The 22,812-nt window shown below is 66.9% G+C and carries 16 protein-coding genes, 1 tRNA gene, 1 pseudogene and 1 riboswitch; of the genes and pseudogenes, 13 read left to right on the forward strand and 5 right to left on the reverse strand.

What is annotated here, in order from left to right; translation table 11 throughout:
• Nucleotides 1-116: 116 nt before the first annotated feature.
• From AC3AP7_RS02465 to AC3AP7_RS02475, 3 genes are all read left to right on the forward strand, one after another.
• On the forward strand, nt 117-1,058 hold the full coding sequence (locus AC3AP7_RS02465; protein ID WP_475765916.1) for a carbohydrate ABC transporter permease: 942 nt from the start codon (nt 117-119) through the stop codon (nt 1,056-1,058).
• Nucleotides 1,048-1,905, forward strand: a complete 858-nt coding sequence (locus tag AC3AP7_RS02470; protein ID WP_475765914.1) for a carbohydrate ABC transporter permease — start codon at nt 1,048-1,050, stop codon at nt 1,903-1,905. Before AC3AP7_RS02465 ends, AC3AP7_RS02470 begins: the two co-directional genes overlap by 11 nt.
• 101 nt (nt 1,906-2,006) lie before the next feature.
• The gene (locus tag AC3AP7_RS02475; RefSeq protein WP_475765912.1) at nt 2,007-3,128 is read left to right on the forward strand and encodes an ABC transporter ATP-binding protein; all 1,122 of its coding nucleotides are present in this window, start codon (nt 2,007-2,009) and stop codon (nt 3,126-3,128) included.
• Nucleotides 3,129-3,265: 137 nt separating this feature from the next.
• Here AC3AP7_RS02475 and AC3AP7_RS02480 read toward each other — a convergent pair whose 3' ends face one another.
• Nucleotides 3,266-4,024, reverse strand: a complete 759-nt coding sequence (locus AC3AP7_RS02480) for a Smr/MutS family protein (RefSeq protein WP_475765910.1) — start codon at nt 4,022-4,024, stop codon at nt 3,266-3,268.
• Between the two features lie 55 nt (nt 4,025-4,079).
• Nucleotides 4,080-5,081 (reverse strand): thioredoxin-disulfide reductase, encoded by a 1,002-nt coding sequence (gene trxB, locus AC3AP7_RS02485; protein ID WP_475765908.1) that lies wholly within the window; start codon nt 5,079-5,081, stop codon nt 4,080-4,082.
• Nucleotides 5,082-5,400: 319 nt separating this feature from the next.
• On the opposite strand from trxB, the gene AC3AP7_RS02490 reads away from it, so the two are divergent.
• Nucleotides 5,401-7,716, forward strand: a complete 2,316-nt coding sequence (locus tag AC3AP7_RS02490) for a DNA translocase FtsK (RefSeq protein WP_475765905.1) — start codon at nt 5,401-5,403, stop codon at nt 7,714-7,716.
• A gap of 128 nt (nt 7,717-7,844) precedes the next feature.
• A complete protein-coding gene (gene lolA, locus AC3AP7_RS02495; protein ID WP_475765903.1) occupies nt 7,845-8,561 on the forward strand; it encodes an outer membrane lipoprotein chaperone LolA in 717 nt (238 codons plus the stop codon).
• Nucleotides 8,562-8,704: 143 nt separating this feature from the next.
• On the opposite strand, the gene cytX is transcribed toward lolA, so the two are convergent.
• Entirely contained in the window at nt 8,705-10,021 is a 1,317-nt protein-coding gene (gene cytX / locus AC3AP7_RS02500) for a putative hydroxymethylpyrimidine transporter CytX (RefSeq protein ID WP_475765901.1), read from the reverse strand.
• 202 nt (nt 10,022-10,223) lie between these two features.
• Between cytX and AC3AP7_RS02505 the strand changes: the two genes are divergently transcribed.
• From AC3AP7_RS02505 to AC3AP7_RS02515, 3 genes are all read left to right on the forward strand, one after another.
• The gene (locus tag AC3AP7_RS02505) at nt 10,224-11,537 is read left to right on the forward strand and encodes a replication-associated recombination protein A (RefSeq protein WP_475765898.1); all 1,314 of its coding nucleotides are present in this window, start codon (nt 10,224-10,226) and stop codon (nt 11,535-11,537) included.
• Nucleotides 11,538-11,601: 64 nt separating this feature from the next.
• Nucleotides 11,602-12,897: a serine--tRNA ligase gene (serS, locus tag AC3AP7_RS02510; protein ID WP_475765895.1), complete on the forward strand. Its 1,296-nt coding sequence runs from the start codon at nt 11,602-11,604 to the stop codon at nt 12,895-12,897.
• A 154-nt stretch (nt 12,898-13,051) separates the two neighbouring features.
• Nucleotides 13,052-13,142 (forward strand) — tRNA-Ser (locus tag AC3AP7_RS02515).
• Nucleotides 13,143-13,681: 539 nt separating this feature from the next.
• On the opposite strand, the gene AC3AP7_RS02520 is transcribed toward AC3AP7_RS02515, so the two are convergent.
• Nucleotides 13,682-14,140, reverse strand: coding sequence for a DUF2846 domain-containing protein (locus tag AC3AP7_RS02520; protein ID WP_475765892.1), 459 nt, complete (start codon nt 14,138-14,140; stop codon nt 13,682-13,684).
• Between the two features lie 231 nt (nt 14,141-14,371).
• Here AC3AP7_RS02520 and AC3AP7_RS02525 point away from each other — a divergent pair.
• Together AC3AP7_RS02525 and cysC are read left to right on the forward strand one after the other, a co-directional pair.
• A pseudogene (locus AC3AP7_RS02525) lies at nt 14,372-14,829 on the forward strand (IS30 family transposase); the annotation flags it as partial.
• A gap of 124 nt (nt 14,830-14,953) precedes the next feature.
• A complete protein-coding gene (gene cysC, locus AC3AP7_RS02530; protein WP_475765891.1) occupies nt 14,954-15,514 on the forward strand; it encodes an adenylyl-sulfate kinase in 561 nt (186 codons plus the stop codon).
• A gap of 38 nt (nt 15,515-15,552) precedes the next feature.
• Here cysC and metE read toward each other — a convergent pair whose 3' ends face one another.
• Nucleotides 15,553-17,844 (reverse strand): 5-methyltetrahydropteroyltriglutamate--homocysteine S-methyltransferase, encoded by a 2,292-nt coding sequence (metE, locus tag AC3AP7_RS02535; protein WP_475765889.1) that lies wholly within the window; start codon nt 17,842-17,844, stop codon nt 15,553-15,555.
• 111 nt (nt 17,845-17,955) lie between these two features.
• Here metE and AC3AP7_RS02540 point away from each other — a divergent pair, with 111 nt between their 5' ends.
• From AC3AP7_RS02540 to AC3AP7_RS02550, 3 genes are all read left to right on the forward strand, one after another.
• Nucleotides 17,956-18,864, forward strand: coding sequence for a LysR family transcriptional regulator (locus AC3AP7_RS02540; protein ID WP_475765887.1), 909 nt, complete (start codon nt 17,956-17,958; stop codon nt 18,862-18,864).
• A 77-nt stretch (nt 18,865-18,941) separates the two neighbouring features.
• A riboswitch (cobalamin riboswitch) is annotated at nt 18,942-19,137 on the forward strand.
• 468 nt (nt 19,138-19,605) lie between these two features.
• Nucleotides 19,606-21,537, forward strand: coding sequence for a TonB-dependent receptor domain-containing protein (locus tag AC3AP7_RS02545; protein ID WP_475765884.1), 1,932 nt, complete (start codon nt 19,606-19,608; stop codon nt 21,535-21,537).
• Nucleotides 21,538-21,683: 146 nt separating this feature from the next.
• Nucleotides 21,684-22,373 (forward strand): FadR/GntR family transcriptional regulator, encoded by a 690-nt coding sequence (locus tag AC3AP7_RS02550; protein ID WP_475765882.1) that lies wholly within the window; start codon nt 21,684-21,686, stop codon nt 22,371-22,373.
• Nucleotides 22,374-22,812 lie beyond the last annotated feature (439 nt).

Genomic DNA, 22,812 nt, shown 5'->3' on the forward strand with positions numbered 1-22,812 from the left:
GGCGTGTTCGAAATGCGTCCGCCGTATCAGGTTCAGACAGAGTCAAAGCTCATGCCGCTGCCGTGTTGCGCGCCGTTTGCGCGGGCCGCGGACGGCACAGTTCCAGGAGTCGAGTAGTGACTGCTTCTCTTAGCGGAAACGGGAAAAACACGGCCTCCGTGTCCCGCCGCACGTCGCCGATGGCGGCGCTCGCCGACCGCTGGATTCCGAAGCTGGTGCTTTCTCCCAGCATCGTGATCAGCCTCGTGTTCGTGTATGGCTTCATCGCCGTGACCGGCTATCTGTCGCTGTCGAATTCGCGGCTGATGCCGAACTACGGATTCGCCGGCCTCGCGCGCTACCGGCAGCTGTTCGCCAACGACGTCTGGTGGACGTCGGCGGCCAACCTGGGCTGGTTTGGCATTCCGTTCATCGCGATCTGCGTCGCGCTCGGGCTGTTTCTCGCGATCCTGCTCGATCAGCGCATCCGCAGCGAAGGCGCGCTGCGCGCCGTGTTCCTGTATCCGATGGCGCTGTCGTTCATCGTGACCGGCACCGCCTGGCAGTGGATTCTGAACCCGAATCTCGGCATCCAGAAAGTGATGCACGACTGGGGCTTCACGCACTTCGCGTTCGACTGGCTCGACAATCCGGACCGCGCGATCTTCTGTATCGTGATCGCCGCCGTCTGGCAATCCACCGGCTTCGTGATGGCGCTGTTCCTCGCCGGCCTGCGCGGCGTCGACAGCGAGATCTTCAAGGCTGCCCAGGTGGACGGCGCGACGCTGCCGACCATCTACCGCAAGATCGTGATTCCGAGCATGCGCCCGGTGTTCTTCTCGGTGCTGCTGATCCTGTGCCACATCACGATCAAGACTTTCGACCTCGTCGTCGCGATGACGGCCGGCGGTCCCGGCACGTCGTCGTCGCTGCCGGCCATGTTCATGTATACGTTTTCGTTCAATCGCGGGGAACTGGGTGTCGGCGCTGCGTCGTCGATGATGATGCTCGCGACCGTCGTGGCCGTGCTCGTGCCGCTGATGTACATGGAATCGAGGAGCACGCGCAATGCAGCCTAAGATGACGTTCAGCCGCGCCTTCATTTACGCGGCGCTGATCCTGTTCGCGCTGTACTTCCTGTTCCCGCTGTATGTGATGCTGTCGACCTCGTTCAAGAGCCTCGACCAGCTGCATACCGGCAACCTGCTCACGCCGCCGTCCGACCCGACCTTCGCGCCGTGGATCAAGGCGTGGGCGCATGCGTGCACCGGCGTGCGCTGCGACGGCATGGAGCCGTTCTTCATGAACTCGGTGCGCATGGTGATTCCGGCCGTGCTGATCTCGTCGATCATCGGCGCGTTCAACGGCTACGTGCTGACCCACTGGCGCTTTCGCGGCGCCGATGCGCTGTTCACGATGCTGCTGGTCGGCTGCTTCATCCCGTTCCAGGCGATCCTGCTGCCGATGGCGCGCCTCGAAGGGATGCTCGGGCTGTCGAACACGGTGGCGGGCCTCGTGTTCGTGCACGTGGTCTACGGCATCGCGTTCACGACGATGTTCTTCCGCAACTTCTACGTGAGCGTGCCCGCGGAGCTCGTGAAGGCCGCGCGCATCGACGGCGCGGGCTTCTTCCTGATCTTCACGAAGATCATGATGCCGCTGTCCCTGCCGATCTTCATGGTGTGCCTGATCTGGCAGTTCACGCAGATCTGGAACGACTTCCTGTTCGGCATCGTGTTCTCCGGCGTCGATTCGATGCCGATCACGGTGGCGCTGAACAATCTCGTGAACACCTCGACCGGCGTGAAGGAATACAACGTCGACATGGCGGGCGCGATCATCGCGGCGCTGCCCACGCTGCTCGTCTACGTGATCGCCGGCCGCTACTTCGTGCGCGGCCTGACGGCGGGCGCGGTGAAGGGCTAACTGCAACGAGCGCCGCGGTGCGCCGCGGCAAGAACCGGCATCCGGGTGACGCCGCCGCGCGGCGCATCCGGCGCCGTACCAGAGACTAGAGGATTCACAGCATGGCAAGCCTTTCCATCCGTGACGTGTACAAGACCTACCCGAACGGCGTGCCGGTCTTGAAGGGTGTCAACATCGACATCGAAGACGGGCAGTTCCTGATTCTCGTCGGCGGCTCGGGCTGCGGCAAGTCGACGCTGCTCAACATGATCGCCGGTCTCGAAACCGTGACGAAGGGCGAGATCCAGATCGACGGCAAGACGGTCAACGAGCTGTCGCCGAAGGATCGCGACATCGCGATGGTGTTCCAGTCGTATGCGCTGTATCCGTCGATGACGGTGCGCGAGAACATCTCGTTCGGGCTGAACATCCGCAAGGTGCCGAAGACCGAGCAGGCGCAGATCGTCGAGCGCGTGTCGGGCATGCTGCAGATCCAGCATCTGCTCGATCGCAAGCCCGGCCAGCTGTCCGGCGGCCAGCGCCAGCGCGTCGCGATGGGCCGTGCGCTCGCGCGCGATCCGGTGATGTTCCTGTTCGACGAGCCGCTGTCGAATCTCGACGCGAAGCTGCGCATCGAGATGCGCTCGGAAATCAAGCTGCTGCATCAGCGCCTCGGCACGACGATCGTCTACGTGACGCACGACCAGATCGAGGCGATGACGCTCGGCGACCGCATCGCGGTGATGAAGGACGGGATCGTGCAGCAGTTCGGCGCGCCGCAGGAAATCTACGATTCGCCGGCGAACCTGTTTGTCGCGGGCTTCATCGGCGCGCCGCCGATGAACTTCATCCAGGGCCGGCTGGTCGAGCAGGGCGCGGGCGTCGGGGTCGAGCTCGATACGGGCGTCGCGCGCACGGTGCTCGCACTGCCGTTCGCGGCGGGCACGCTGAAGAGCCAGATCGGCAAGGACGTCACGCTGGGGCTGCGTCCCGAGCGGCTGACGGATGCGCGCAGCGCGCATCACGGCGAGGGCGGCGGCCAGTTGCAGTCGGTCGAAGTGAAGGTCGACGTGATCGAGCCCACCGGCCCGGACACGCTGGTGTTCGCGCAGGTGAACGGCAAGCGCGTCGTGAGCCGCGTGCATCCGGCGTCGAATCCCCAGCCGGGCGCGAACATGACGCTGCTGTTCGACGTATCGAAGGCGGTGCTGTTCGATCCGGCAACCGAAGAGCGGCTCGCCTGAGCTTGCCGGAATCCCGCGGGCGGCTGCTTCGGCCGCCGCTTCGGGTAACGGCGGGAAGGTCGATGCAAAAAGGCCCGTTGCGTGTGCACGCAACGGGCCTTTTGCCTTGTACGGCGGCTGCGTGCCGCGACGCTCGCCTAGCCCTGCTGCGGATGTGGATGCGACGGCCCCTGACCGGGCTGCAGCAGCACCAGCACCGCTCCCGCGCCGCCGTCGTGCGGCCGCGCCTGGCAGAACGCGATCACCTCTTCTTTCTGCACGAGCCACGCGCGCACCTTGCCCTTGAGCACCGGCTCCTTGCCGACCGAGCCGAGCCCCTTGCCGTGGATCACGCGCACGCAGCGCAGGCCGCGCCGGACCGCTTCGCGGATGAACTCGGCGAGCGCCTCGCGCGCTTCGTCGCGGCGCATGCCGTGCAGATCGAGCTGCGCCTGCACGATCCACGTCCCGCGCCGCAGCTTGCGCACCACCTCGGAGCGGATGCCCGGCCGGCAGTACGACAGCGAGTCGTCGGTATCGAGCAGCACCTCCGGATCGAATTCGTCGGAGATCGCTTCCTGCAGCACCGCTTTTTCGTCGAGCTGCGTCTGCAGCGGCGTTGGCGCGGGCGGGATGCGCGCCCGGGTGGCGCGCGCCGGTGCGGCAAGCGGGGCGACCGCGCCGATTTCGCGGCGAAACAGGTCCGCTTCGGCCGCCGCTTCGCGCTGCGCCTGCTCGGCTACCGCGTGTGCCCGTGCACGCCGCTCGGTGTCGGTCTTGAGCGCATCGCGCAGCGCGCCGAGTCCCGCCGCCGGCTCGATACGCGCGCGCAGCGGCGCGTCCGGTTGTGCAGGCGCGGCGGCTGCCGCGGGGGCGCGGCGTCGCGGGTCGTTCGGATGGGGCCGGTTCTTCGCCATGGTGCTGACGTGCGGACAAGAAAGCGCGTGGCGCGGCGCGTGCCGCGCCCGCGCTTCAGCGTTCCGCTTCCTGGCTCATCACGTGCTCGCCGATGCCTTCGTCGATGCTTTCGAGGTAGCGCTGCGCGTCGAGCGCGGCCATGCAGCCGGTACCGGCGCTGGTGATGGCCTGCCGGTAAATGTGGTCCTGCACGTCGCCCGCGGCGAACACGCCCGGCACGCTGGTCGCCGTCGCGTTGCCGGCGAGGCCGCTGTGCGTGACGATGTAGCCGTTCTTCATGTCGAGCTGGCCCTCGAAGATGTCCGTGTTCGGCTTGTGGCCGATCGCGACGAAGATGCCCTGCAGCGCGAACGCGGTGCTCTCGCCGGTCTGCGTATGGCGGATGCGCACGCCGGTTACGCCGGAGTCGTCGCCGGTGACTTCGTCGAGCACGTGGTTCCACTTGATCTCGACGATGCCTTCCTTCTCCTTCGCGAGCAGCCGGTCGATCAGGATCGGCTCGGCGCGGAACTTGTCGCGGCGGTGGATCACCGTGACCTTCTTCGCGATGCCGGCGAGGTACAGCGCTTCCTCGACCGCGGTGTTGCCGCCGCCGATCACCGCGACGTGCTGCTGCCGGTAGAAGAAGCCGTCGCAGGTCGCGCATGCGGATACGCCCTTGCCCATGAACGCTTCTTCGGACGGCAGCCCGAGGTACTGCGCCGAGGCGCCCGTCGCGATGATCAGCGCGTCGCACGTGTACTCGCCGGAGTCGCCGATCAGCCGGATCGGCTTTTCCTGCAGCTTCGCGGTGTGGATGTGATCGAACAGGATCTCGGTGTTGAAGCGCTCCGCGTGCTCCAGGAAGCGCGCCATCAGCTCCGGCCCCTGTACGCCGTGCGCGTCGGCCGGCCAGTTTTCGACGTCCGTCGTGGTCATCAGCTGGCCGCCCTGGGCGAGGCCCGTGACGAGCACCGGCGCCAGGTTCGCGCGCGCCGCGTAGACGGCGGCCGTGTAGCCGGCGGGGCCGGAACCGAGAATCAGAACCTTGGCATGTTTCGTGGAAGTGGCGGGCATGATCGAAATCCGTAAGAAACGCCGGACGCGCCGCGGCGCGTCCGCGCAATGGGGGCTGAAACCGTAGATGGGTATCCGGGCGTCATTATAAAGGCGGGCCGGCCGCGCTGCCTCATGAGGCTTTCCGATGGGCGCGATAGCGTCGCGCGCGGGGCGCCGGCGCGGCCCGTCGCCGGCTTCGCGATGCGCGCCGGCAGCGGTTACCGTCATTTACAGCCCCGGCCGCAACAGTGCGGCTACAATAAGCCGCAACAAGACGTACCGGCGGTCCGCGGCCGGGCAATCCGCCCGGCCGCGGACCGCGCAAGCAACAGGATCAATGGCAAAAGCTCCTTATTCCGCGAGCGCGCAGGCATTGCCGCACCGCATGTCGCGCCTCTTCACCGAAATCCGCTGGATCCTGCAGGTCGCGCTCGGCGCGTTCCTGCTGATGGCGCTCGTCAGCTACAGCCGGCACGACCCGAGCTGGACCCACGCCGCACAGGTGGACCGCATCGCGAACTGGGCCGGGCGCGTCGGCGCGTGGACATCGGACATCCTGCTGCTGCTGTTCGGCCTGTCCGCCTACTGGTGGGTCGTGCTGCTCGGCCGGCGCATCTCGGCGAACTACCGGCGCATCACGCGCCACGACGCCGAGCCCGACGCGCCGCCGCGGCCGGCCGGCTGGCTCGCCGAGGCATGCGCGTTCGCGCTGGTGCTGCTCGCGAGCGACGGCATCGAGGCGCTGCGGATGTGGTCGCTGAAGGTGCCGCTGCCGCGCGCGCCGGGCGGGGTGGTCGGCGAGGGCGTCGCGCGCGCGGTGTCGCACGCGCTCGGCTTTACCGGCGGCACGCTCGCGCTGCTGCTCGCGCTGGCCATCGGTTTGTCGCTCTATTTCCGCTTCTCGTGGCTGTCGGTGGCCGAGCGGGTCGGCGATTCGATCATTTCGGCGGTCACCTTCGCGCGCCTGCGCCGCGAAGCGGGGCGCGACCGCAAGCTGGGCGAGGCCGCCGCGGTGCGGCGCGAGGGCAAGGTCGAGCAGAGCCGCGTGCGCATCGAAGACCACGAGCCGGTGATGATCGTGCCGCCCGTCGCCACGCCGGCGCGCTCCGAGCGGGTCGAGAAGGAGCGCCAGGTGCCGCTCTTCACCGATCTGCCGGGCGACTCCACGCTGCCGCCGATCGCGCTGCTCGACGCGCCGCCGGCCGCGCAGGAAACCGTCTCGCCCGACACGCTCGAATTCACGTCGCGGCTGATCGAAAAGAAGCTGAAGGACTTCGGCGTCGACGTGAGCGTGGTCGCCGCGTATCCGGGCCCGGTCGTCACGCGCTATGAAATCGAGCCGGCCACCGGCGTGAAGGGCAGCCAGATCGTCAATCTCGCGAAGGATCTGGCGCGCTCGCTGTCGCTCGTGTCGATCCGCGTGGTCGAGACGATTCCGGGCAAGAATTTCATGGCGCTCGAATTGCCGAACCAGCGCCGCCAGACCGTGAGCCTGTCCGAGATCCTCGGCTCGGCGGTCTACGCGGACGCGGCCTCGCCGCTCACGCTCGGCCTCGGCAAGGACATCGGCGGCAATCCGGTGTGCGCCGACCTCGCGAAGATGCCGCACCTGCTCGTCGCGGGCACGACCGGTTCGGGCAAGTCGGTCGGCATCAACGCGATGATCCTGTCGCTGCTCTACAAGGCGAGCGCCGAGCAGGTGCGGCTGATCCTGATCGATCCGAAGATGCTCGAAATGAGCGTCTATGAAGGCATTCCGCATCTGCTGTGTCCGGTCGTCACCGACATGCGCCAGGCGGGCCACGCGCTGAACTGGACCGTCGCCGAGATGGAGCGCCGCTACAAGCTGATGAGCAAGGTCGGCGTGCGCAACCTCGCGGGCTACAACAACAAGATCGACGAAGCGGCGAAGCGCGACGAGAAGCTGCCGAATCCGTTCAGCCTCACGCCGGACGACCCGGAGCCGCTCGCGCGCCTGCCGAACGTGGTCGTCGTGATCGACGAACTGGCCGACCTGATGATGGTGGTCGGCAAGAAGGTCGAGGAACTGATCGCGCGGATCGCGCAGAAGGCGCGCGCGGCCGGCATCCATCTGATTCTCGCGACGCAGCGGCCGTCGGTGGACGTGATCACCGGACTCATCAAGGCGAACATCCCGACGCGCATCGCGTTCCAGGTGTCGTCCAAGATCGACTCGCGCACGATTCTCGACCAGATGGGCGCCGAGTCGCTGCTCGGCATGGGCGACATGCTGTACATGCCGCCCGGCACCGGCTTGCCGGTGCGCGTACACGGCGCGTTCGTGTCCGACGACGAGGTGCACCGCGTGGTCGAAAAGCTTCGCGAGCAGGGCGAGCCGAACTACATCGAGGGCATCCTCGAGGGCGGCCTGTCCGGCGAGGGCGACGAGGGATCGGCCGGCGCCGAGGGAACCGGCGCGGGCGGCGGCGAGTCCGATCCGCTGTACGACCAGGCGGTCGAGGTGGTGATCAAGAACCGCCGGGCGTCGATTTCGCTCGTGCAGCGGCATTTGCGGATCGGCTACAACCGCGCGGCGCGGCTGCTCGAACAGATGGAGCAGTCGGGGCTCGTGTCGGCGATGTCGTCGAACGGCAATCGCGAGATCCTGGTGCCCGCGCGCGAAGCCGACTGAGCGGGCGCAATCGTGCCGGCGCGGCGCGGACGGACCGCGTACCCAGACTTTCCTCCTTCGCCTGCCCGCGCCGCGTTCTCGCGCGGCACGGGCAGGCGAGGAATCCGATTCAATTCACGGAGAATGACATGCAGCAATACGCGGGGCTTCACGCCCATTCCGGCCGGGCCGGTCAACTGGCGCGCACGCTTGCGCGCCGCCTCGGCGGCGTGGCGATCGGCGCGTCGCTGCTCGTCGCGCAGCATGCGTTCGCGAGCGGCACCGAGCAGTTGAGGGCCTTCGTCCAGCAGGTGCAGTCGGCGCGCGGCGATTTCGTGCAGCAGGAACTGCGCGCGCCGAGCAAGGCGCACATCGCGAGCGACGCGGTGCAGATCATGCCGAAGAGCAGCACGTCGAGCGGCACGTTCGTGTTCGCGCGGCCAGGCAAGTTCATCTGGTCGTACCTGAAGCCGTATGAGCAGGTGCTGCAGGCCGACGGCCAGAACCTCTACGTCTACGACAAGGACCTGAACCAGGTGACCGTGCGTCCGCTCGGCAACGCGCTCGGCGCGAGCCCGGCGGCCATCCTGTTCGGCAGCAACGATCTGGACAAGAATTTCACGCTGCGCGATGCCGGCGTGAAGAACGGCATCGACTGGCTCGAACTGACGCCGAAGGCGCGCGACACGCAGTTCGAGAGCGTCGGCATCGGCTTTCGCGACGGCAACCTGCAGGCCATGGAACTGCACGACGTGTTCGGCAACGTGACGCTGCTGACGTTCTCGAACATCCAGAAGAATCCGTCGCTGCCGCCGGGCACCTTCAAGTTCACGACGCCGAAGGGGGCGGACGTGATCAACGGCTGAACGCCCGCCCGGCCCGGCGCGGGGTATCAGGCGCAAGCGGCCGGCGAGGGGTTGTGCGAAGGGCTGCGCACCGCGTGCGCGGCCCTTTTTGCTGCGCGTTGCTGCGCGCGCCGCGTGCCGCGTGCCGGCGGATCCGCCGGAATTCACGCGTAGGCGGTCTTGCGGGCCGCGCGCAGCGCGAGATAGCTGAGCGCGCCGACCGCGAACGCGGGCAGCGTGGCGCCGAGATCCGGCAGCCACTGGTTGATCGCCTGGTAGGCGGCGATGCCGAGCGCCCACGCGGCGAACGCGCCCAGATGCCAGCCGCCCGAGTAGCCGTAGCGGCCCGCCGGGTCGGCGAGCGCGCCGGCATCGATGCGGCGCCGGCGGACGATGAAGTGATCGACGAGCACGACGCCGAACAGCGGCGCGAACACCGAGCCGATCAGCAGCAGGAAGTTCTGGTACTTCGCCATCGGCACGAGCAGCGCGACCGCCGTGCACAGCGCGCCGAAGCCGGCCGACAGCAGCGGCACCGTGCGGCGCGTCCAGAACGTGCCGGTCGACACCGCGGCCGAGTGGATGTCGGCAAACGCGTTATCGATCTCGTCGATCAGGATCAGCATCAGCGCGAAGCCGCCGCCGGCCTTGGCGAGCGCGCCCGTCAGCAGCGCGTCGCCGCCGCCGGCGGCGAGGCCGTAGATCGCGCCGAGCGCGTAGAACCACAGATTGGCGATGCCGTAGCCGAGCAGCGTGCCGCGGAACGACTCGCCGGCGCGGCGGCCGAAGCGCGAATAGTCGGCGATCAGCGGCAGCCACGACAGCGGCATCGCGACGACGAGGTCGATCGCGCCGCCGAACGACATGTCGCCGGTGCCCGGACGGCGCATCAGCGCGCCGAGGTCGTGGCGCGCGAGCAGGTTCCACGTGAGCCACGCGGCCCCCGCGAGCAGCAGCCAGATGCCCCACGTACGCAGAAAGCGGCGCACGAACGACAGCGGGCCGCTGACCGCGAGCAGCGTCGCGAGCAGGCCGAACAGCACGGTCCACACGAGCGGCATCGACAGCCCGAACGCCTGTTTCGCGAGCGCGTCGGCGGAATCGCGCATCACGATCACCTCGAACGAGCCCCAGCCGACCAGCTGCACCGCGTTGAGCACGGCCGGGATCGTCGCGCCGCGCACGCCGAGCGTGGGACGCAGCGACGACATCGCGGCGAGCCCCGTGTCGGTGCCGATCACGCCGGCCAGCGCGAGCAGGATCACGCCGATCACGCTGCCGATGCCGATCGCGGCGAGCGCGTGCGGCAGCGACAGGCCCGGCACCAGCAGCGCCCCCGCCTGCGCGACGAGCAGCCCGATGCCGAGCGAGAACCAGAGCGCGAACGCGTCGACGGTGCGGAACGCGCGCCGCGCGTCGGGCACGGGCGTGAGCGGGGCGTAAGTGGAGCCGGCGTTGCCGGCGAGCGGATCGAGTGCCATCGGTCGGGGTTTCCTGTCCTGTCGTGTCGTGCGGTGGTGGTATCGGTATCGGGTCCGGCCGCGGGGCGTGCGCGCTCGCGCGAGCGCGGCCGCTGTCATAATGAACGGCTGTGCCGCCGCGTGCGCCCGCGCGCGTGCCGGTCCGACCGGGTGCGCCGCCTGCGCTGCGCGCCCGGAAAGCCGAGATTATCCACAAAACGCCATGTTCGAAGAAACCCGTGCCAATGTGCCGCTCGCGGAGCGGCTGCGGCCCCGCAGCATCGACGACGTGATCGGCCAGACGCACCTGCTCGGGCCGAACAGGCCGCTGCGCGTCGCGTTCGAGTCCGGCGAGGCCCACTCGATGATCCTGTGGGGCCCGCCGGGCGTCGGCAAGACCACGCTCGCGCGGCTGATGGCCGATGCGTTTCACGCGGAATTCATCGCGCTGTCGGCGGTGTTATCGGGCGTGAAGGACATCCGCGAGGCGGTGGAGACCGCGCAGGTGCATCGCGCGCACGGCAGGCAGACGCTGGTGTTCGTCGACGAGGTGCATCGCTTCAACAAGAGCCAGCAGGACGCCTTCCTGCCGCACGTCGAGTCGGGGCTGTTCGTGTTCGTCGGCGCGACGACCGAGAATCCGTCGTTCGAGGTGAACAGCGCGCTGCTCTCGCGCGCGGCGGTCTATGTGCTGAAGAGCCTCGACGACGACGAGCAGCGCGCGCTGCTCGCGCGCGCGCAGCAGGAGCTCGGCGGCCTCGCGTTCACCGACGAGGCGCGCGACGCGCTGATCGGTTCGGCCGATGGCGACGGCCGCAAGCTGCTGAACAATCTGGAGATCGTCGCGCGCGCCGCCGCGCAGCAGAAAGCGGATACGGTCGACGGCGCGCTGCTCGGCAGTGCGCTCGCGGAGAACCTGCGCCGCTTCGACAAAGGCGGCGACGCGTTCTACGACCAGATCAGCGCGCTGCACAAGTCGGTGCGCGGCAGCAACCCGGACGGCGCGCTGTACTGGTTCTGCCGGATGATCGACGGCGGCGCGGATGCGCGCTACCTCGCGCGCCGCATCGTGCGCATGGCGTGGGAGGACATCGGTCTCGCCGATCCGCGCGCGGCGCGCATCGCGCTCGACGCGGCCGAAACCTACGAGCGGCTCGGCTCGCCGGAAGGCGAACTGGCGCTCGCGCAGGCGCTCCTCTACCTTGCGGTCGCGCCGAAGTCGAACGCCGGCTACATGGCCTACAACGAGGCGCGGCGCTTCGTCGGCAAGGAGCCGTCGCGAGCGGTGCCGGTGCATTTGCGCAACGCGCCGACGCGGCTGATGAAGGAACTCGGCTACGGTCACGACTACCGCTACGCGCACGACGAACCCGACGCCTACGCGGCCGGCGAGACCTATCTGCCCGACGGGATGCGCGAGCCGCGCTGGTATCGGCCGACCCCGCGCGGGCTCGAAGGGCGGATCGGCGAGAAGCTCGCGCGGCTCGCCGAGCTCGACGCGCAGTGGTGCAGCGAGAACCGGCCGAAGAAGCGCTGAACGGCCGGTCGCCTGCGCCGGTGCGCTAAAATCGCGGCTTCACACAACGAATTTCTGTCCCTCCATGCTCGACATCCAGCTGCTGCGCAAAGACCTCGACGGCGTCGCGAAGCGCCTCGCCGACCGCGGCTACACCCTCGACGTGGCGGCGTTCTCCGCTCTCGAAGCGGAACGCCGCGCCGTCCAGACCCGTACCGAAGAGCTGCAGGCGCGCCGCAACAGCCTGTCGAAGCAGATCGGCGCGCTGAAGGGGCGCGGCGAGGATGCGTCGGCGGTGATGGCCGAGGTGGCGGGCATCGGCGATGAGATGAAGGCGTCGGCGGCGCAGCTGGACGAGATCCAGACGCGCCTGTCGGACCTGATGCTCGGCATTCCGAACCTGCCGCACGAGAGCGTGCCGCCCGGCAAGGACGAGACCGGCAACGTGGAAGTGCGCCGCTGGGGTACGCCGCGCCAGTTCGATTTCGACGTGAAGGATCATGTCGACGTCGGCACGCCGCTCGGCCTCGACTTCGAGACCGGCGCAAAGCTGGCGGGCGCGCGCTTCACGATGCTGCGCGGGCAGATCGCGCGGCTGCATCGGGCGCTCGCGCAATTCATGATCGACACGCATACGCAGCAGCACGGCTATACCGAGGTCTATACGCCGTACATCGTCAATCCGGAGATCCTGTACGGTACCGGGCAACTGCCGAAGTTCGCGGACGACATGTTCCGGGTCGAGAAGGGCGGCGCGGAAAATACCGTCACGCAGTACCTGATCTCGACCTCCGAGATTTCGCTGACCAACACGGTGCGCGAGTCGATTGTCGAGGCGGGCGCGCTGCCGATCCGGCTGACGGCGCACTCGCCGTGCTTTCGCTCCGAGGCGGGCTCGTACGGGCGCGACACGCGCGGGATGATCCGCCAGCATCAGTTCGACAAGGTCGAGATGGTGCAGATCGTTGCGCCGGAGACGTCCTACGACGCGCTCGAACAGATGGTGGGGCACGCCGAGACGATCCTGCAGAAGCTGGAACTCCCGTATCGCGTCATCACGCTGTGCACCGGCGACATGGGTTTCTCGGCGACGAAGACCTACGACCTCGAAGTGTGGCTGCCCGCGCAGAACACGTACCGCGAGATTTCGAGCTGCTCGAACACCGAGGCTTTCCAGGCGCGCCGGATGCAGGCGCGCTACCGCAATGCGCAGGGCAAGCCGGAACTCGTGCATACGCTGAACGGATCGGGGCTGGCGGTGGGGCGCACGCTCGTCGCGGTGCTGGAGAATTTCCAGAATGCCGATGGATCCGTGACGGTGCCGGCTGCGTTGCGTCCGTATCTGGGCGGGCTCGAACGGCTCGACGCGCCTGCCGCGTGAGATGCATGAGACGCATGAAACGCGCCGCAGACGGGCGCGCCGAGGCGGGTTTGCTAAAAAGGGCTTGGAATCCCGCTGCGACTGTTCTATAATCTTCGCTTCGCCAAGCAGCGACCCGCTCGGCGAAAGTGGCAAAGCCACGCAGTTCAAAGCCGGAAAGGTGGCAGAGTGGTCGAATGCGCCGGACTCGAAATCCGGTATACGGTTATACCGTATCGTGGGTTCGAATCCCACCCTTTCCGCCAGATTCAAATCAGAAACCCCGTAAAGTCGACGACTTACGGGGTTTTTGTTTTGCGTCCCACCAATCAACGATCAAGCACGGGCGCAAACGGACGGAGCACGCCGGTACGCTGCGTCGCCCATTCGGAGCATGGGCGAGCAGCACGTGTGCGAGGGCGTGCGTATCGCTCGACCGCTTCCGCCATCAACGCGTCGGCGGACTTTTCCCGTGCCCGTCGAGTCCGATCCCCGCGGGGCCACTGCGCAGCGATTTGATGGATTGGGGCACAAGGGCGACTTTTCGAACTGCATCGACGCTGGCGCGCACGAACGCGTCTGAGCTATGGATCGAACAGATTCGCCAGCGCAGGCCACCAAACGCGTGCGGGCCTTCTTGCTGGCCAGCGCCATGGTCGCCACGATCGCCACGATCGCCACGTTATTGGGGCCGTTGAGGGCATGATCGTCACGACGCTGTTCGCCGTAGCGTGCATCAGCCTGTAACCGAAGCGCCGACCGTTCTGCCCGGTGATGAAGCAAAGCGGTCGGCAGCAGCGAAGCGTTATTTCGCGGCGGTGCTTATCGGAGTGCCGGTATATTTGAGCTGTTCGATATCCTGAGGGCCGGTTTCCGGATCATCGAGCGTCGGGGTGATATGGCCAATAAACAAACCCATGCTGACGGTAGTACGCACGTATTTTGTGTCGCCGGCGTGCAGCGTGAACTTGATGTCCCGCTCCACTTCAGTCGAGGTCGAGACCGTGTATTCGCCCGGCTCTTCATCGACGAAGAAGAAGCCACCCGGTACCGAGCGTCCGACGACTTTATCGTTAAGCTTGATTTCAGGCTGAATGGCCGATCCAGCAAAGTTACCCGGGCGGAAGAAATAGATGCGACCGTGATCGGGGGCGAGTGTCGGGATGGCGGATGCCACGTCCTTGTACTGCGGGCCCGATGCGCAGCCGGCTGCGAGCAATGCCGCGCCGGTTGAAACCAATAGCGTTCGATAAATCTTATTCATTCAAGAATCTCCGTGAACCAGAAATGTGCTAGGCGGTGCGGCCCCTGTGTTCCGCCTGTCCTGAGCACTTCTGGATTACGGCTTTACAACGCGGATTCTTTAATCGCGCTTAGACTTTTCGCACCTGCACGATCAGCGCGATTTTATTCGGCGCTTTGGAGTAGTCAACTAATCCCGGATAGGGCATTCAGTTTGACGTGTCGTCTGCGGTGGGATCATATTGATTCCGCATATCGTGGCGATATGCCGCTTTTCATGTCGAACCGTAATTCGCCGAGCGTGAATGCGATCGGGTCGCTCCCGGCCCAAAACATTGGGGACGTGAGATTGCTCGCCTTGAGCATCGAGCTTCGGTCGCACAATGGAAAGCAGAGCCTTTTGCCAAACGGCTCAAACCAGCGAAACCAGCGAAACCGGCGACCAACCGGCGACTGCATCAGGATGTGCCGGAACGCCTGGAGGGCAAGGTGCGTGACTGTGTGACGCCGATGGCCGTGAGACTGCCGGGCCCCAGCAGGCACCTTTCAAGGGGCGAAATAAACCGCTTCGCGGAGACCGGAAATGGGTCAATGGGGGCCCCGGAGCAGATCGCTCGCCGCCTGCGGATCGAATTTCCCGAAGACGAATCCATGCGCATGTCTCACGAAGCGATTCGCGAGGTTCTTGACATTCAAGGGCGCGGCGCACTTAATCGCGGGCAGCGAGTGGCTTACCCCGCTTCGGCCACGCCATGTGCAGCCACCACAACGATCGCAGACGCGCGGTACGACACATGGGCCCCGGCCTGTCCCGGCACGACACCCCGACTTTCAAATGAAAACATTACCTTGCACGATCTGGCTTACCGGTCTGAGCGCTTCCGGCAAGACGACGCTCGCGCATGCGCTCGCCGCCGCGCTCGTCGCGCGCGGCACGCGTTGCGAGGTGCTGGACGGCGACGCGGTGCGGCAGACGCTGTGCCGCGACCTCGGGTTTTCGCCGCAGGACCGCAGCGAGAACGTGCGGCGCGTCGCGCACCGTTGCCGGCAGCTGAACGACGCGGGCGTCGTGGCGATCGCCGCGCTGATTTCGCCGTATCGCGCGGACCGCGACCTCGCGCGCGCCGCGGTGGGCGACACGCGGTACGTCGAGGTGTATCTGTCGACGCCGCTTGCCGTCTGCGAAGCGCGCGACCCGAAGGGTCTCTACCGGCGCGCCCGCGCCGGCGAGATTGCCAACCTGACGGGTATCGGCGACGTCTACGACATTCCGCACGCGCCCGATCTGTCGATCGACACGAGCGTGCAATCCACTGAAGCATCGGTTGCCGCGGTGTTGCAGGTGCTCGGGCTTACGGCTTTGCGCCGGGCCGGCGGGCGGGCGATGCCCCGGTAGCCGCCGGCATCGCCCGCCCGCATGCGCATCGCGCCGCGTCAGCTTCCCGCCCGCAGTGCCCGCGCGGCCGCCACCATGTTGCCGAGCGCGGGGATCACCTCATCCCACTGGCGCGTCTTCAGGCCGCAGTCCGGATTGACCCACAGCCGCTCAGCCGGAATACGCTCCGCCGCCTTCTTCATCAGCGTCACGATGTGCCCGGTATCCGGAATGTTCGGCGAGTGGATGTCGTAGACGCCCGGCCCAATCTGGTTAGGATAACTGAAGTGATCGAATGCATCGAGCAGCTCCATGTCCGAGCGCGAGGTTTCGATGGTGATCACGTCGGCGTCCATATCGGCGATCGACGCAATGATGTCGTTGAACTCCGAGTAGCACATGTGCGTGTGGATCTGCGTGTCGTCGCGCACGCCGTTCGCGGCGATACGGAACGACTCCACCGCCCAGTGCAGGTACGTATTCCATTGCGAGCGGCGCAGCGGCAACCCTTCGCGCAGCGCCGCCTCGTCGATCTGGATCACGCGCACGCCGGCTTTTTCCAGGTCGAGCACCTCGGCGCGGATCGCGAGCGCCAGCTGGTAGCACGACACCGCGCGCGGCTGGTCGTCGCGCACGAACGACCAGTTCAGGATCGTCACGGGGCCGGTCAGCATCCCCTTCATCGGTCGCTTCGTCAGCGATTGCGCGTACGTGATCCAGTCGACCGTCATGGCTTTCGGGCGGCTGATGTCGCCGAACAGGATCGGCGGCTTCACGCAGCGCGAACCGTACGACTGGACCCACCCGTACTCGCTGAACGCGTAGCCGTCGAGCTGTTCGCCGAAATACTCGACCATGTCGTTGCGTTCGGCCTCGCCGTGCACCAGCACGTCGAGCCCCAGCGCCTCCTGCTCGCGCACGCTGCGCTCGATTTCGCGGCGCATCGCGTCCTGGTAGCGCGCGGCGTCGAGCTCGCCCCGCCGGTACTGGCTGCGTGCGGCGCGGATCTCGGCGGTTTGCGGGAACGAGCCGATCGTCGTGGTCGGGTAGCGCGGCAGGTTCAGGATCGCAGCCTGCTGCGGCGCGCGCTGCGCATAGGCACTGGCGCGCTGGCCGAGCGATGCATCGAGCTTCGCGAGCGCCGCCTTGACCGCCGGATTGTGCACGCGCGGCGATGCGCGCCGGCGCGCGATGTCCGCGGCGTTCGCGGCCAGTTCGGGCGCGACCGACGCCCGCCCGTGATTGAGCGCGCGCGCGAGCACGTTCAGTTCGTCGAGCTTCTGCAACGCGAATGCGAGCCACGCGCGAATCTCGGGGTCGAGCTTCTGCTCGCTCGCGAGGTCGACCGGCACGTGCAGCAGCGAGCACGACGGCGCGATCCACAGCCGCGAGCCGAGTGTGCGGGCAAGCGGTTCGAGCCAGTCGAGCGTCGCCGCAAGGTCCGTCTTCCAGATGTTGCGGCCGTTAATCGCGCCGACCGACAGCACACGCTCGCCCGGCAGGTCGCGGGCGAGCTGCAGCGCTTCCTCGCGCGTGTGGACGGCGTCGACGTGCAGGCCGTCGACCGGCAGCGCGCGTGCGAGCGCGAGATTGTCTTCGAGCGGGCCGAAATACGTGGCGAGCAGCAGTTTCACCCGACGGGTTTCGAGCGCCGCGTATGCGGTTTCGAACGCCTGTTGCCAGGCGGGATCGAGTTCGGTGACGAGCGCCGGCTCGTCGATCTGCACCCAGTCCACGCCCTGTGCCGCGAACGTGTCGAGCAGCGCGCCGTACACCGGCAGCAGTTTCGGCAGCAGCGCGAGGCGGTCGGAGTCGTCTTTCGACTTGCCGAGCCACAGGTAGGTGAGCGGCCCGATGATCACCGGCTTCGGGTTCACGCCGCACGCGCGCGCCTGCGCGAGCTGGCGCACGAGGCGCGACGCGTCGAGCGAGAACTGCGTCGTCGCGGTGAACTCCGGCACGATGTAGTGATAGTTCGTATCGAACCATTTCGTCATCTCGCCGGCCGCGACGCCGCCGCAGCAGGCGTCGTGAGCCTGCCCGGCGTGCGCGGAGCGCCCGCGCGCGACGCGGAAGTAGTTGTCGAGCGTATCGCCATGAAAGTCGCGCACGCGCTCCGGCAGGTTGCCGAGCGTGAAGCTCATGTCGAGCACCTGGTCGTAGAACGCGAAATCGCCGACCGGGACGAGATCGAGCGCCGCCTGGGCGGCCCAGTGGCGCGCGCGCAACTCCGTGCCGAGCGCTTCGAGCGCGTCGCGCGAAGTCTGTCCTTTCCAGTAGCTCTCCAGTGCGAACTTCAGTTCGCGCCGGGCGCCGATGCGGGGGAAACCGAGATTGTGTGTGTTGACCATGTCGACCTGCGGGAATGAGAAAACGGCAGGTCCCGATGATAGGGCGTTCAATGCATGAAATAAAATGGCATTATTTCATCCATCAATCAAATTTGTTCATGGGTTAGGACTATGCTGGAACGTGTTCATCTGGTCATCATTCGCGAAGTCGACCGGCAGGGCTCGCTGACCGCGGCGGCGGGCGTGCTGAACCTGACGCAGTCGGCGCTGAGCCACACGGTGCGCAAGCTCGAACAGCAGCTCGGCACGCCGGTCTGGGATCGCGAGGGGCGCAGCCTGCGGCTCACGCAGGCCGGCCAGTATCTGCTCGCGCTCGCGAACCGGCTGCTGCCGCAGTTCGAGCAGGCCGAGGCGCGCATGAAGCAGTATGCGCAGGGGCAGCGCGGCACGCTGCGCATCGGGATGGAGTGCCATCCGTGCTATCAATGGCTGCTGAAGGTCGTGTCGCCGTTTCTCGCGCGCTGGCCGGATGTCGACGTGGACGTGAAGCAGCGCTTCCAGTTCGGCGGCATCGGCGCGCTGTTCGGCTACGACATCGACGTGCTCGTCACGCCCGATCCGCTGAAAAAGCCGGGTTTGCGCTTCGATCCGGTGTTCGATTACGAGCAGGTGCTGGTGGTCGCCGATCATCATGATCTCGCGCAGGCGCGTTATGTGCGCCCGGAACAGCTGGCCGACGAAATCCTGATCACGTACCCGGTCGAAACGGACCGGCTCGACATCTACAACCAGTTCCTGACGCCGGCGGGCGTCGTGCCGCGCCGCCACAAGACGATCGAGACGACCGACATCATGCTGCAGATGGTGGCGAGCGGACGCGGCGTCGCCGCGCTGCCGCGCTGGCTCGCCGACGAGTACGCGGACCGGATGCCGGTCACGGCGGTGAAGCTCGGCCGCGACGGGATCGCGAAGCAGATCTTCCTCGGCACGCGCGAAGCGGACGCATCGCTCGACTATCTGCGCGCGTTCGTCGAGCTGGCGCGCGATAGCGGCGGGCAGGCGCCGCGCCTGCGCCGCTAGGGCCGGGCGCGCGGCTTCGCGGCGGCGTCGCTGCGAAGCCGGTGGTGCGCAACCGTTGACGGCCCTATGCCGGAATCGGTACCCTCTCGCCTGGATGGTTCCCGTCAACGGGATCAAAAGGGAACGCAGTGGAAGCAAACGCTTCGAGTCTGCGGCTGCCCCCGCAACTGTAAGCGGCGAGTCCGTGCCCTACGTGACCACTGGGATACCGGGAAGGTCGGCAACGGATGACGACCCGCGAGCCAGGAGACCTGCCATCGACCGAGGTCCAAGCAGCCGCAAAGGGCGGGGTGTCCCGATGCGCGAGTGCCGCGTCACGCGGTTCCATGTTGCAAGGACAGCCCTGACCTCAGGATCTGTCATATGTTCACCGTTCCGATAGCGGCGCGCGCTCGGGGAGTGCCGCGCTGTCCGCTTGCCGGCGCATCGCCTGCCGCGCGTGCGCATTCCTTCCGCGCGCTTTGGCCGTGCCATGCGTGCCGTTCTTGCCATGCGCATCCGCGCCTGCCGGCGTCGTACGCCTCGCCCGGGCGGCCTTGCGCCGTTCGCGCGACGGCCCGCGGCAGCGCGCGCAGCGCGGATCGGGCGCGCGCGACCGCATCCGCACGCTAGCTGACGCCCGCGCCGCCCGCCGGATGGCGGCGACGCGTCCCGGGCGGGCGCGCTGCCGCTTCACGACCCCTATCACGACACCGCGTACCGCCGGCATACGGCGCACGCGCGATTCAAGGACACAGCCTCATGAAGTTCCGCCATACCCTCATCGCGTCGGCCGTCATGGCCGGTGCACTGCAAGGCGCCTGGGCCGCCGGCGACACGACGACGGCCCAGACCGACGCGTCGTCCGCCGACGCGACGCTGCCGAACATCGTCGTGGTCGGCGATACCGAGCACTTGCCGCAATCGTTCGACCAGCGCTACGCGACTACCCAGGTGCTGACCCGCGAGGATCTCGACCGGCTGTCACCGGCCGATCCGAGCATCACGCAGGCGCTCGCGACGCTGCCCGGCGTCACGGTCTCGCAGACGGGCGGCCCGGGCGCGGCCGCGTCGGTCAGCATCCGCGGCTCGTCGGGCGAGCAGGTGGCGGTATTCATCGACGGCATCCGGGTCGGCTCCGCGACCACCGGCGAGGCCGAATGGGCCGATCTGCCGACTTCCGCGTTCGACCGCGTCGAGGTGATCTCCGGCCCGGCGGCCGCGTCGTTCGGCGCGGACGCGGTGGGAGGCGTCGTCCAGCTGTTCACGCGCCACGCGGCGAACCAGCCGAACCAGACCACGGTCTCGTTCGGCGGCGGCTCCAACAAGACGTTCGACACGCAGGTGCGCACCTCCGGCACGGTCGCGTCGAGCGGGCCGCTCGCGGCGCTCGCCGGGCTCACGTACTCGCTCGGACTGCACGACTACAACACGGCCGGGATCGACGCGACGCAACCGTGGGCGTACGGTCACGAAGACGGGCGCAATCCGTACCACTCGCAGGATCTCGACGCCCGGCTCGGCTATGCCCACTCGAACTGGTCGATCTCGACCTTCGCGCTGTATCACCGCTCCGATCTGTCCTACGACAACGCGGGCGGCGACGACTGGCAACTGGACCATCAACTGACGACGGGCGTCGCGTTCCATCTGGACGTGTCGCCGACCACGCAGTTCGACCAGTCGTTCGGCTACGCGAACGACCGCCAGTTTCTCTACGCCGCCGATCCGACGATCCCGACCGACGAGATCGATTCGACGCGGCTGAGTTCGTCGACCTCGGTCACGCATCAGGAAACGGGCCATACGCTGTGGGGCGAACCGCTGTCCGGCGAGACGAAGCTCGCATACGACGCGTCGCGCGAGCAGGCGTTCCTGCCGGTCGATATTCCGGGCGGCGTGCCGACTCGCGACGATTCGGCGGTGTCGCTGCACCAGTCGGCCACGCTCGGCGCGTGGACGCTGTTCCTCGCGGGCCGTCACGAAATCATCCAGGGGCTGCCGGTCAATACCGGCAATGTCGCGCTCGCATGGGCGATCACACCGGTCTACACGGCGCGCCTGTCATACGGCAACGCGTTCCGTCTGCCGACGTTCGACGATCTGTACTACCCGGGCTACGCGAATCCGAACCTGCTGCCGGAGCGCAGCGACACGGTCGAGGCCGCACTCGACGCGACGACGTCGTTCGGCACCTTCACGGCCGCGGTCTACGACACGCGGGTTCACGACCTGATCACCTACGATTCGCAGACGTTCCTGCCCGTGAACGTCGGGCAGGCGCACATCCAGGGGCTGGACCTGTCTTACAAGGGCACGCTCGGCAAGTCGACGCCGGTGAGCCTCGCGATCGGCATCCTGAATCCGCAGGACGTGACGGACCAGACCTGGCTGAATCGCCGCCCGCGCCAGACCGTCAGCCTGAGCATCGACCACGTGTGGGACGAACTGCATCTGCACGCGCTCAGTACGGGCGTCTCGCTGCTGTACGGCGGTTCGACCTACGACGACCAGTACAACACGACCTACCTGCCGTCCTATACGACCGTCAGCCTGCGTGCGTCGTACCGGATCAATGCGCATCTCGCGCTGTCCGCGTCGTTGTCAAACCTGTTCAACCGGCAGTACATGACGGCCTACGGCTACAACACGCTCGGGCGCACCGCGTTCGGCAAGCTGACCTACACGTTCTGAGCGACGTCCGTGCCGGGTGCGCCGTCCGCGCGGGCGGCGCGCCGCACAATGCTGCCTGGCAGCATCTAAATTTGTCGACAGAATTCCTGGCTTTCCCGATAGTTGCCTTACAATGTGCCGTTACCGCGACCATATCGGCTTGAGCCATGATCGATCACAAGACGTCCGGTATGCCCGGACGGATCTATAGCGACATTCTGAGTCGCATCATCGAAGGGGAGTATCGGGAAGGAGACCGGCTGCCGGCCGAGCACGCGCTAGCCGAACGTTTCGAGACCTCGCGGCCGACCGTGCGCGAGGCGCTCGCGCGCCTGCGCGCGGACGGCATCATCGTGACCCGCCACGGTTCGGGCACCACGGTGCGGCGCCGGCCCGATCCGGACGTGCGGCGCTTCGCGCCGCTGGAGACGCTGTCGGATATCCGCTGCTGCTATGAATTTCGTCTGACCACCGAGGTGGGCGGCGCGACGCTCGCCGCGCGCAAGGCGGACGACGCCGATCTGCACGCGATCCAGCAGGAGTGGGACAGCCTGCAGCAGGTCGTCCAGTCCGAGGGGATCGGCGCGAAAGACGACTTTGCATTCCACATGGCAGTGGCGCGCGCGTCGAAGAACCGTTTCTTCGTGACCGCGCTGTCGTTCATCGACCAGCATGTCGAGTTCAGCATGAATCTGTCGCGCAATCTGTCGCGCGTGAAGTCGTTCGAGCGGCAGCGACTCGTGCAGCAGGAGCATCTCGCGATCCTCGACGCGATCCGCCGCCGCGACGCGCGCGACGCAGGCGAAGCCATGCGCCAGCACCTCGAGAACGCGATGATCCGGATGTTCGGCGATTGACCCCGGCGGGGTGCCGCGCCGGTTCGCGCAGTGCATCGTCATTTGTATAACAACAACGCATACAACTTATAGATGCTAGGCAACAGATGGGTTGTCTCTATCTTTCAACATCCGGGTTTTCCTGATTTTTCAATATTTACTGATACAAAACAATAAGATATGAAGCGCAGACCGGAAGCGGTTCATTCCTGTTTCTGAAATAGTTGCTTGACATCATTGCGCGCCGTTCGGTATGTTCGAGCCTCGGCTGACCCGTCTACGCAGGCGGGCCTGCCAAGAACAAAAGGAATGGGGACGCTATGGGCGCATCGGATGGTTGTCTGTCAAATTGGTGGGGAGCCGCCCGGCCGCCATGGCCGCCACAGCGGCGGCAGTCGATGTCCGGCACTCGCCTGTGCCTGCGCTTCCCCGATCCGGTCGCTCGTCCGTCACGCGCGAC

The sequence above is a fragment of the Paraburkholderia sp. PAMB 6770 genome (assembly GCF_057748135.1).

Coding starts and splice junctions, on each gene's coding strand:
- AC3AP7_RS02470 (WP_475765914.1), top strand. CDS start 1,048: ATGCAGCCTAAGATGACGTTCAGCCGCGCCTTCATTTACGCGGCGCTG.
- AC3AP7_RS02475 (WP_475765912.1), top strand. CDS start 2,007: ATGGCAAGCCTTTCCATCCGTGACGTGTACAAGACCTACCCGAACGGC.
- AC3AP7_RS02480 (WP_475765910.1), bottom strand. CDS start 4,024: ATGGCGAAGAACCGGCCCCATCCGAACGACCCGCGACGCCGCGCCCCC.
- trxB (WP_475765908.1), bottom strand. CDS start 5,081: ATGCCCGCCACTTCCACGAAACATGCCAAGGTTCTGATTCTCGGTTCC.
- AC3AP7_RS02490 (WP_475765905.1), top strand. CDS start 5,401: ATGGCAAAAGCTCCTTATTCCGCGAGCGCGCAGGCATTGCCGCACCGC.
- lolA (WP_475765903.1), top strand. CDS start 7,845: ATGCAGCAATACGCGGGGCTTCACGCCCATTCCGGCCGGGCCGGTCAA.
- cytX (WP_475765901.1), bottom strand. CDS start 10,021: ATGGCACTCGATCCGCTCGCCGGCAACGCCGGCTCCACTTACGCCCCG.
- AC3AP7_RS02505 (WP_475765898.1), top strand. CDS start 10,224: ATGTTCGAAGAAACCCGTGCCAATGTGCCGCTCGCGGAGCGGCTGCGG.
- serS (WP_475765895.1), top strand. CDS start 11,602: ATGCTCGACATCCAGCTGCTGCGCAAAGACCTCGACGGCGTCGCGAAG.
- AC3AP7_RS02520 (WP_475765892.1), bottom strand. CDS start 14,140: ATGAATAAGATTTATCGAACGCTATTGGTTTCAACCGGCGCGGCATTG.
- cysC (WP_475765891.1), top strand. CDS start 14,954: ATGAAAACATTACCTTGCACGATCTGGCTTACCGGTCTGAGCGCTTCC.
- metE (WP_475765889.1), bottom strand. CDS start 17,844: ATGGTCAACACACACAATCTCGGTTTCCCCCGCATCGGCGCCCGGCGC.
- AC3AP7_RS02540 (WP_475765887.1), top strand. CDS start 17,956: ATGCTGGAACGTGTTCATCTGGTCATCATTCGCGAAGTCGACCGGCAG.
- AC3AP7_RS02545 (WP_475765884.1), top strand. CDS start 19,606: ATGAAGTTCCGCCATACCCTCATCGCGTCGGCCGTCATGGCCGGTGCA.
- AC3AP7_RS02550 (WP_475765882.1), top strand. CDS start 21,684: ATGATCGATCACAAGACGTCCGGTATGCCCGGACGGATCTATAGCGAC.